The following is a 6,903-nucleotide window of genomic DNA, read 5'->3' as shown; positions in this document are numbered from 1 at the left end:
CGACCCGTTCCTGGATCTGTGAGCGCCGCGGCCGACCGGTCGGGCGCCAACACCCAGATCCTCAAGACCGTCGCCCTCATCGCCTTCCTGGTGCTGGCGCTGGTCTACTACTTCGTGCGGCTCGGCGGGCTGGCCGTGGCCTACATCGCCGACGGCAAGCCCGCCGGGATCGGCATCGGCATCGGCATGCTGCTGCTGCCGATCGTCGGCGTGTGGATCGTGTGGTCGAGCGTGCGCGCGGCCCTCGACCACCAGCACCTGGCCCGGCGCATCCACGACGAGGGGCTGGAGCTCGACACCGACGACCTGCCGCGCCGCCCGTCCGGCCGCATCGAACGCGACGCCGCGGACGCGCTGTTCGCCCGGGTCAAGGACGAATGGGAGGCCGACCCGGACAACTGGCGGGTCTCCTACCGCCTGGCCCGCGCCTACGACTACGCGGGCGACCGCACCCGGGCCCGCGAGACCATGCGCCGCGCCGTCGCCCTGGAGAAACTCGACCGCGAGGGAAAGTAGGCCGGCCGTGGCCCGGTTGCTGATCATCCACCACACCCCGTCCCCGCACACCCAGGCGATGTTCGAGGCCGTGCTGGCCGGGGCCACCGATCCCGAGATCGAGGGCGTGGAGGTCGTGCGGCGCGCGGCGCTGGCCGTCACGGCCTCCGACGTGCTGGCCGCCGACGGCTACCTGCTGGGCACCCCGGCCAACCTCGGCTACATGAGCGGGGCGCTCAAGCACGCCTTCGACACGTTCTACTACCCGTGCCTCGACTCGACCACCGGACGGCCCTACGGGCTCTACGTGCACGGCAACGAGGGCACCGAGGGGGCGCAGACGAGCGTCGAACGGGCGACCACCGGGCTCGGCTGGGTCAAAGCCGTCGCGCCCGTGGTGGTGTCCGGGCCGCCCGCGAAGCCGGATCTGGAGCGGTGCTGGGAACTGGGTGCCACGGTCGCCGCGGGTCTGATGGACTGAGCTCGCCCCGAATTCCGGTGTCTCCCGCCCGCGTGGGGGATGCGGTAGAAAATCCGGGCGGTACGCAAAGTCGGCGCGAACACCTCGCGGCGCGTGGAGCGAACGGATGGACTCGTGAGCGAAGTGGGGGCGCCCCGGCGCATCGGGATGGTGGAGGACCACGAATCGGTGGCGCTCGGCCTGGCGGCCATGCTGGCGGGCGAGCCGGACCTCGCGCTGGTCCGGACCGCGGGCACCGTCGCCGAACTGCTGTCCGGCGGTACCGATCTGGACCTGGTCGTGCTCGATCTGCGCCTGCCCGACGGCTCCACCCCGCAGGACAACGTCGACGCGCTGCGTGCGCACGGCATCGAGGTGCTGGTGTTCACCGGCGCCGACAACGCCTACCTGGTCCGTTCGGCCGCCCGCGCCGGGGTGCTCGGCGTGGTCCGCAAGTCCGAGAGCGCGGCCGTGGTCGTCGACGCGGTCCGCAAGGCCGCCGCGGGCGAGCAGGTCGTGACCACCGACTGGGCCGCCGCCATCGACGGCGACCCGCAGCTCTCCGACGTCGGGCTCAGCCCGCGCCAGGAGGAGGTGCTCATGCTCTACGCCTCGGGGGAGAAGGCGTCGCGGGTGGCCCGGCTGACGGGGCTGTCCGAGCAGACCGTCAACGACTACCTCGGCCGCATCCGCCAGAAGTACGCCGACGCGGGCAGGCCCGCCCCCACCAAGACCGACCTGTACAAGCGCGCGGTCGAGGACGGCTGGCTGCCCGTGCCGGAACGGGCGCCGCGCACGTGAGTGTCGCCGCCGCCGACATCAATCACGCGGCCAGCGAACAGATCCTGCGCAGGCTCGGGGTGTCGGTGGGGATCGGGGCGCTGATCGTCATGGCCCTGGAGTCGCCCGAGGTGATCAACCAGGTACGCCAGAGCCTGACCGTGTGGTCCATCGTGCAGGTCGCGCTGGCCTTCGCGATGTTCGTGCCGCTGGCGCTGACCGCCTGGCGCGGACCCTTCGACCGGATCCGGCCCGTCGCCGCGGGCGCGGCCGTGTGCTTCCTGCTCGCCGCGGCGATGAATCCGTTGATCTACACCGAGACCATGCGCGGGACCTTCGCGTCCTGGCCCTATCGCGCCGCGGTGCTCGGCGTGCTGGCCGCCGCCCTCGCCTGGCCGGTGCCGGTCGCCGTCGGCTACGCCGCGATCCTGACCGCCGTGACCACGGCGTCCAACGCGGTCGTGGTGCCGGAGTCGTCCACGGCCTCGGTCGTCGGCGACTACACCCGCGCGCTGGGGCTCACCGCGCTGTTCCTGTGGTGCGTGGCCTACGCGCGCTCGGTCGCCGAACGCGTCGACCGCGAGACCGGTCAGGAACGGGCCACCGCCGCCGCCCTCGCCGCGTCCGCCGCGGCCGAGCGGGAGCGGGCCCGGTTCGCCGGGCTCATCCACGACGCGGTGCTGTCGACGCTGCTCGACGCCGCCCGCACCACCCGCGCGACCCCCCGGTTGCGTGCCCAGGCCGCGGACACCCTCGGCCAGCTGGACATGGCCGCGGTCGCCACCGTCCCCGACCGGCTCGACGCGACCGCGGCGGTGGCGTCCCTGCGCGACGCCGTCCACGCGGTGTGCCCCGACATCGAGGTCGCCGCCGCCCCGCCGCGCGGTGCGGAACTGGCCGTCCCGACCGAGACGGTGCACGTCCTCGGGGCGGCGCTGGCCGAGGCCGTGCGCAACAGCGTCCGGCACGCCGGGGCCGACGCGCGCCGCGCGGTCACGGTGACCATCGGCGCGGGCGGGATCCGGGTCGTGCTGCGCGACGACGGCGCCGGGTTCGATCCGGCGCGCGTGCCCGCCGACCGGATGGGCGTGGCGGTCAGCATCCGCGGGCGCATGAGCCGGCTGGCGGGCGGCGCGGCCTTCGTGGAGTCCAGCCCCGGGCAGGGCACCACCGTGACGCTGGTGTGGGGCAGCGATGGCTGAGCGCGAACTCCGGTTCGGGGTGCGCGACCTGTTCGGGCTCCGCGGCGGCGCCGCCTGGCTGTTCGTGCTGATCTTCGAGGCCACCGTGGTCATGTACATGCGGGTCAACTTCGAGCTGATGCCGTGGTGGCACGCCCTGCCGGCGCTGGTGCTGCTCGCCGTGGCGACCCTGGCGGTGCTGGTGGTGCCCGCCGAACCGCTGCCGTGGCCCGCCACCGTGCTGGTCATGTGCGCGGCGCCGGTGGCCGCGGCGCTGACAGTGCCGTGGGTGCAGGGCCGCTCGGGCTTCGCCCAGCAGCTGTGGACCCCCTACGCCGCCTCGTATGTGCTCGCCATGCTGGTACTGCGCGGCCGGGCGGTCCCGGCGTGGATCGGCGTGGTGGCCACGGCGACCGTCATCGGCACCATGGGCGTGTTCACGGGCTGGCCCGCGGGCAGCCTGGTCCGGATGCTGACCCCGATCGCCACGGTCGCCGCGGTCACGGTGTTCACCGCCATCCTGCGGCCCGCCCAGCGGACCCTGCGCGACCTGCGCGCCCAGGCCTCGCACGCGGCCGCCGCCGAGGCCGCGATCCTGGCCGCCGACACCGAACGGGCACGGCAGCTGGCCCGCCTCGACCGGGTCGCCCGGCCGCTGCTCGACCGCATCGCCGCCGGCGAGGATCTCGGGCCGGAGGGCCGCGAACAGTGCCGCCTGCTCGAGGCGGAACTTCGTGATTCCCTGCGCGCGCCCCAGCTGGCGACGGCCGCGCTGAGCGGGGCGACCCGGGCGGCGCGCGCCCGCGGGGTGGAGGTCACCCTGCTCGACGACGGCGGCTTCGCCGCGGTCGCCCCGGCGGTGCGCGACACCGTGATCCGCGCCGCCGCCACCGAGCTGGCCGCCGCCGAGGGCGGGCACGTCACCGTGCGGGTGCTGCCCGCGGGCAGGCGCTGGGTGGCGACCGTGCTGGCCACCGGACCCGGCGGCGACCGGCGCACCGAGATCGACACCGCGGGCACGGTGCGGATGTCGAGCTGACCCGGCGGCGGGGCGAACCTGTCGGACCCTGCTGTCAGACTGCGGGCATGGAGCGGATGGGCGCGGCGGCCGCGCGGCGGACGGCGCTGGCGGCACAGGGTTTCGGGCGCAGGCGACCGGCGCGGGCGACCCGGCGATCGGTGTTCGACGTGCTCGCCAGAACGCGCCTGCTGCAACTGGATTCGGTGTCGGCGGTGGTCCGCGCGCACTACGCGCCGGTGTTCAGCCGTATCGGCCCCTACGACCGTGCCCTGCTGGACTCGGCCGCGTGGTCCGACTCGGCACGCGCGCCCCGCGGGCTGGTCGAGTACTGGGCGCACGAGGCCGCCCTCGTCCCGGTCGCCGACTGGGCCCTGATGCGGTGGCGCATGGGCGAATACGCCGACGGACGCTGGGCGCACGCGCGCCGGGTGATCGAGCGCAACCCGACCCTGGCCAAGGACATCCTCGACGTGGTCCGCGAGGTCGGCCCCGCGAGCGCCGGGGAGATCGAACGCCACCTCGAGCTGGACCGGCCGCGCCCGCCGGGCAGCTGGTGGAACCTGTCCGACACCAAGATCGTCGCCGAACAGCTGTTCGCGGCGGGCGAGCTGTCCACGGCGACCCGCGTCGGCTTCACCCGCCACTACGACCTCACCGAACGGGTCGTCCCCGCCGACGTGCTGGCCCGCGAGGTCCCCGAGGACGAGGCGGTGCGCGAGCTGCTGCGCCGGGCGAGCTCGGCGCTGGGCGTGGCCACCGAGGCCGACCTGCGCGACTACTACCGCCTGCACAAGCGCCGGGCCGCGCCCGCCCTGGCCGACCTCGTCGACGCGGGGGAACTCGTGCCGGTGACGGTGCAGGGCTGGGACGCGCCCGCCTACCTGCATCCGGCGGCGGCCACCCCGCGCCGGGTGAGCGGCGCCGCGCTGCTGTGCCCGTTCGATCCGCTGGTGTTCCACCGCCCGCGCGTCGAGCGCATCTTCGGTTTCCACTACCGGATCGAGATCTACACCCCGGAGCCGAAGCGGGTGTACGGCTACTACGTCTTCCCGTTCCTGCTCGACGGCGAGCTGGTGGGCCGGGTCGATCTGCGCGCCGATCGCGCGAACGGGCGCCTGCTGGTCCCTGGCGCCTTCGCCGAGCCGGGGCAGGCCACCGCGGCCACGGCCGCCGCGCTCACCGGCGCCCTGCGCGAGATGGCCGACTGGCTCGAGCTCGACGAGGTCGTGGTGGGGGAGCGGGGCGACCTGGCGGCGCTGCTGTGAGCTCTGTGACCCCTGTGACCCTCAGTCCTTGGTCCAGTCCGATCCCCGCCCGCGCATCTGGTTGCGCAGCGCCTCGCTGACGGTGCCCGACAGCCAGGCGTTGAGCGACTGGTTGCTCTGCGCGGCGGCCTCCTCGGCCCGGGACTTGAGCTGTTCGACCAGGCGCAGGGTGACCCGGCTGATGTCGCCGGTCATCTCCTCGAACGAGGGATTGTCCGCCCCGGGCTCGGGCGTGTTCTTGCGCACGTCGACCACCGCGTCGGTGCCGTCCAGGCGCACGGTGACCGTCCGGTCGCCCAGCGCGGCGCTGACCTCACCGGCGAGTTCGGACAGCGCGGCCAGCAGGACGAGGCGGCTCGAGCTCTCCACCGCGGCGGCCAGCGCGGCGGCGGTGGCCTGCGTCTTCTCGTCACCGAGCGCGGCCGCGGCGACGAGTTCCTCGCGCAGGCGGGCGGTGTGCGTGTTCAGATCCATGACATCAGTGTGACGCCATAGGTGACGTCATTCAAGGCACGATTCGACGTCATCGCCGGGGAGGGGAGTCCCACCGAAACCGCACCGGCAGGCCGTAGGGGCGCTAGGGTGTCGAGCCCGCTCCGGTGACCGGGTAGCCTTTCCGACCATGACGAACGGTGAATCGACGCCAGCGGAGCTGCGCGCGTCCGGCACGGTCGGTGTCGCGATGGTGACCCCCTTCAGCGCCGAGGGCAAGCTCGATGTCGACGCCGGTGTAGCCCTCGCCGCCCGCCTCGTCGACCGCGGTGTCGACCTGCTGGCCATCTCCGGCACCACCGGGGAATCGCCGACCACCACCGAGTCGGAGAAGACCGATCTGCTGCGCGCCGTCGTCGACGCCGTCGGCGACCGCGCCACCGTCATCGCCGGTGCGGGCACCTACGACACCGCCCACTCGATCCACCTGGCCCGCGCGGCCGCGGGCGCGGGCGCGCACGGCCTGCTCGTGGTGACGCCGTACTACTCGCGGCCCACCCAGGAGGGCCTGTTCGCGCACTTCACCGCGGTGGCCGACGCCACCGATCTGCCGGTGACGCTCTACGACATTCCACCGCGATCGGTGGTACCGATCGCGACCGACACCATCCGCCGCCTCGCCGAGCACCGCAACATCGTCGCGGTCAAGGACGCCAAGGGTGACCTGTGCGCCGGCGCCGACCTCATCGCGAGCACCGGCCTGGACTTCTACTCCGGCGACGACGGCCTCAACCTGCCGTGGCTGTCGGTGGGCGCGGTCGGATTCATCAGTGTGATCGGGCATCTGGTGCCCGAGCAACTGCGCGCGCTGCACTCGGCTCACGCCGCCGGTGACGTCGCGCGCGCCCGCGCGATCAATGTCGCGCTGATGCCGCTCTACGCCGCGATGTCGCGGCTCGGCGGCGTCGCCATGACCAAGGGCGGCCTGCGCCTGCTGGGCGTCGATGTCGGCGAACCCCGCCTGCCGCAGCTCATGCCGTCCACCGCTCAGCTCGACGAACTGGCCGCAGATCTCGCTGCGGTGGGAGTGCTCCGATGACAGAACCCGAGGGCCGCAAGGCCCGACGCCGTGCCGCCAGCCGCCCCGCGGGGGCGCCCGAGCCGGCCCCCGTGCGCGCCGAACCCGCGCCCGCGGTGGAGGCCGCGCCGCCGGCTGAGATCGTGGCCGAGGCCGAACTGGTCGCCGAGGCCGAGGCGGTGACCTCGGTC

The 6,903-nt window shown here is 74.0% G+C and carries 8 protein-coding genes; 7 read left to right on the top strand and 1 reads right to left on the bottom strand.

Translation table 11 applies throughout. From position 1 onward, the window contains the following. Positions 1-18 precede the first annotated feature (18 nt). The 6 genes from ON36_RS17260 to ON36_RS17235 all read left to right on the top strand — a co-directional run bounded on the left by ON36_RS17260 (position 19) and on the right by ON36_RS17235 (position 5,202). A complete protein-coding gene (locus ON36_RS17260) occupies positions 19-516 on the top strand; it encodes a hypothetical protein (protein ID WP_174377580.1) in 498 nt (165 codons plus the stop codon). Between the two features lie 7 nt (positions 517-523). Next, positions 524-976, top strand: a complete 453-nt coding sequence (locus tag ON36_RS17255; RefSeq protein ID WP_043654283.1) for a flavodoxin family protein — start codon at positions 524-526, stop codon at positions 974-976. Positions 977-1,123: 147 nt separating this feature from the next. After that, the gene (locus tag ON36_RS17250; protein WP_083885197.1) at positions 1,124-1,756 is read left to right on the top strand and encodes a response regulator transcription factor; all 633 of its coding nucleotides are present in this window, start codon (positions 1,124-1,126) and stop codon (positions 1,754-1,756) included. After that, positions 1,753-2,937: a sensor histidine kinase gene (locus ON36_RS17245; protein ID WP_043654278.1), complete on the top strand. Its 1,185-nt coding sequence runs from the start codon at positions 1,753-1,755 to the stop codon at positions 2,935-2,937. The genes ON36_RS17250 and ON36_RS17245 overlap by 4 nt, the downstream gene beginning before the upstream one ends. Then, positions 2,930-3,955 (top strand): DUF8320 family protein, encoded by a 1,026-nt coding sequence (locus ON36_RS17240; protein ID WP_043654275.1) that lies wholly within the window; start codon positions 2,930-2,932, stop codon positions 3,953-3,955. Before ON36_RS17245 ends, ON36_RS17240 begins: the two co-directional genes overlap by 8 nt. 47 nt (positions 3,956-4,002) lie before the next feature. Further along, a complete protein-coding gene (locus ON36_RS17235; protein WP_043654272.1) occupies positions 4,003-5,202 on the top strand; it encodes a winged helix-turn-helix domain-containing protein in 1,200 nt (399 codons plus the stop codon). A gap of 21 nt (positions 5,203-5,223) precedes the next feature. Here ON36_RS17235 and ON36_RS17230 read toward each other — a convergent pair whose 3' ends face one another. Beyond that, a complete protein-coding gene (locus ON36_RS17230) occupies positions 5,224-5,676 on the bottom strand; it encodes a hypothetical protein (protein WP_043654269.1) in 453 nt (150 codons plus the stop codon). Between the two features lie 148 nt (positions 5,677-5,824). On the opposite strand from ON36_RS17230, the gene dapA reads away from it, so the two are divergent. After that, on the top strand, positions 5,825-6,733 hold the full coding sequence (gene dapA, locus ON36_RS17225) for a 4-hydroxy-tetrahydrodipicolinate synthase (protein WP_043654266.1): 909 nt from the start codon (positions 5,825-5,827) through the stop codon (positions 6,731-6,733). Positions 6,734-6,903: the final 170 nt, after the last annotated feature.

This window comes from Nocardia thailandica NBRC 100428 (assembly GCF_000308795.1).
GTDB lineage: Bacteria > Actinomycetota > Actinomycetes > Mycobacteriales > Mycobacteriaceae > Nocardia > Nocardia thailandica.
Note: the sequence above shows the minus strand (reverse complement) of the source record. Positions and strands in the feature narration are given on the sequence as shown.

Excerpts from the sequence above, each read along its gene's own strand:
- ON36_RS17235 (WP_043654272.1), top strand. The coding sequence starts at position 4,003 with ATGGAGCGGATGGGCGCGGCGGCCGCGCGGCGGACGGCGCTGGCGGCA.
- ON36_RS17240 (WP_043654275.1), top strand. The coding sequence starts at position 2,930 with ATGGCTGAGCGCGAACTCCGGTTCGGGGTGCGCGACCTGTTCGGGCTC.
- dapA (WP_043654266.1), top strand. The coding sequence starts at position 5,825 with ATGACGAACGGTGAATCGACGCCAGCGGAGCTGCGCGCGTCCGGCACG.
- ON36_RS17250 (WP_083885197.1), top strand. The coding sequence starts at position 1,124 with ATGGTGGAGGACCACGAATCGGTGGCGCTCGGCCTGGCGGCCATGCTG.
- ON36_RS17230 (WP_043654269.1), bottom strand. The coding sequence starts at position 5,676 with ATGGATCTGAACACGCACACCGCCCGCCTGCGCGAGGAACTCGTCGCC.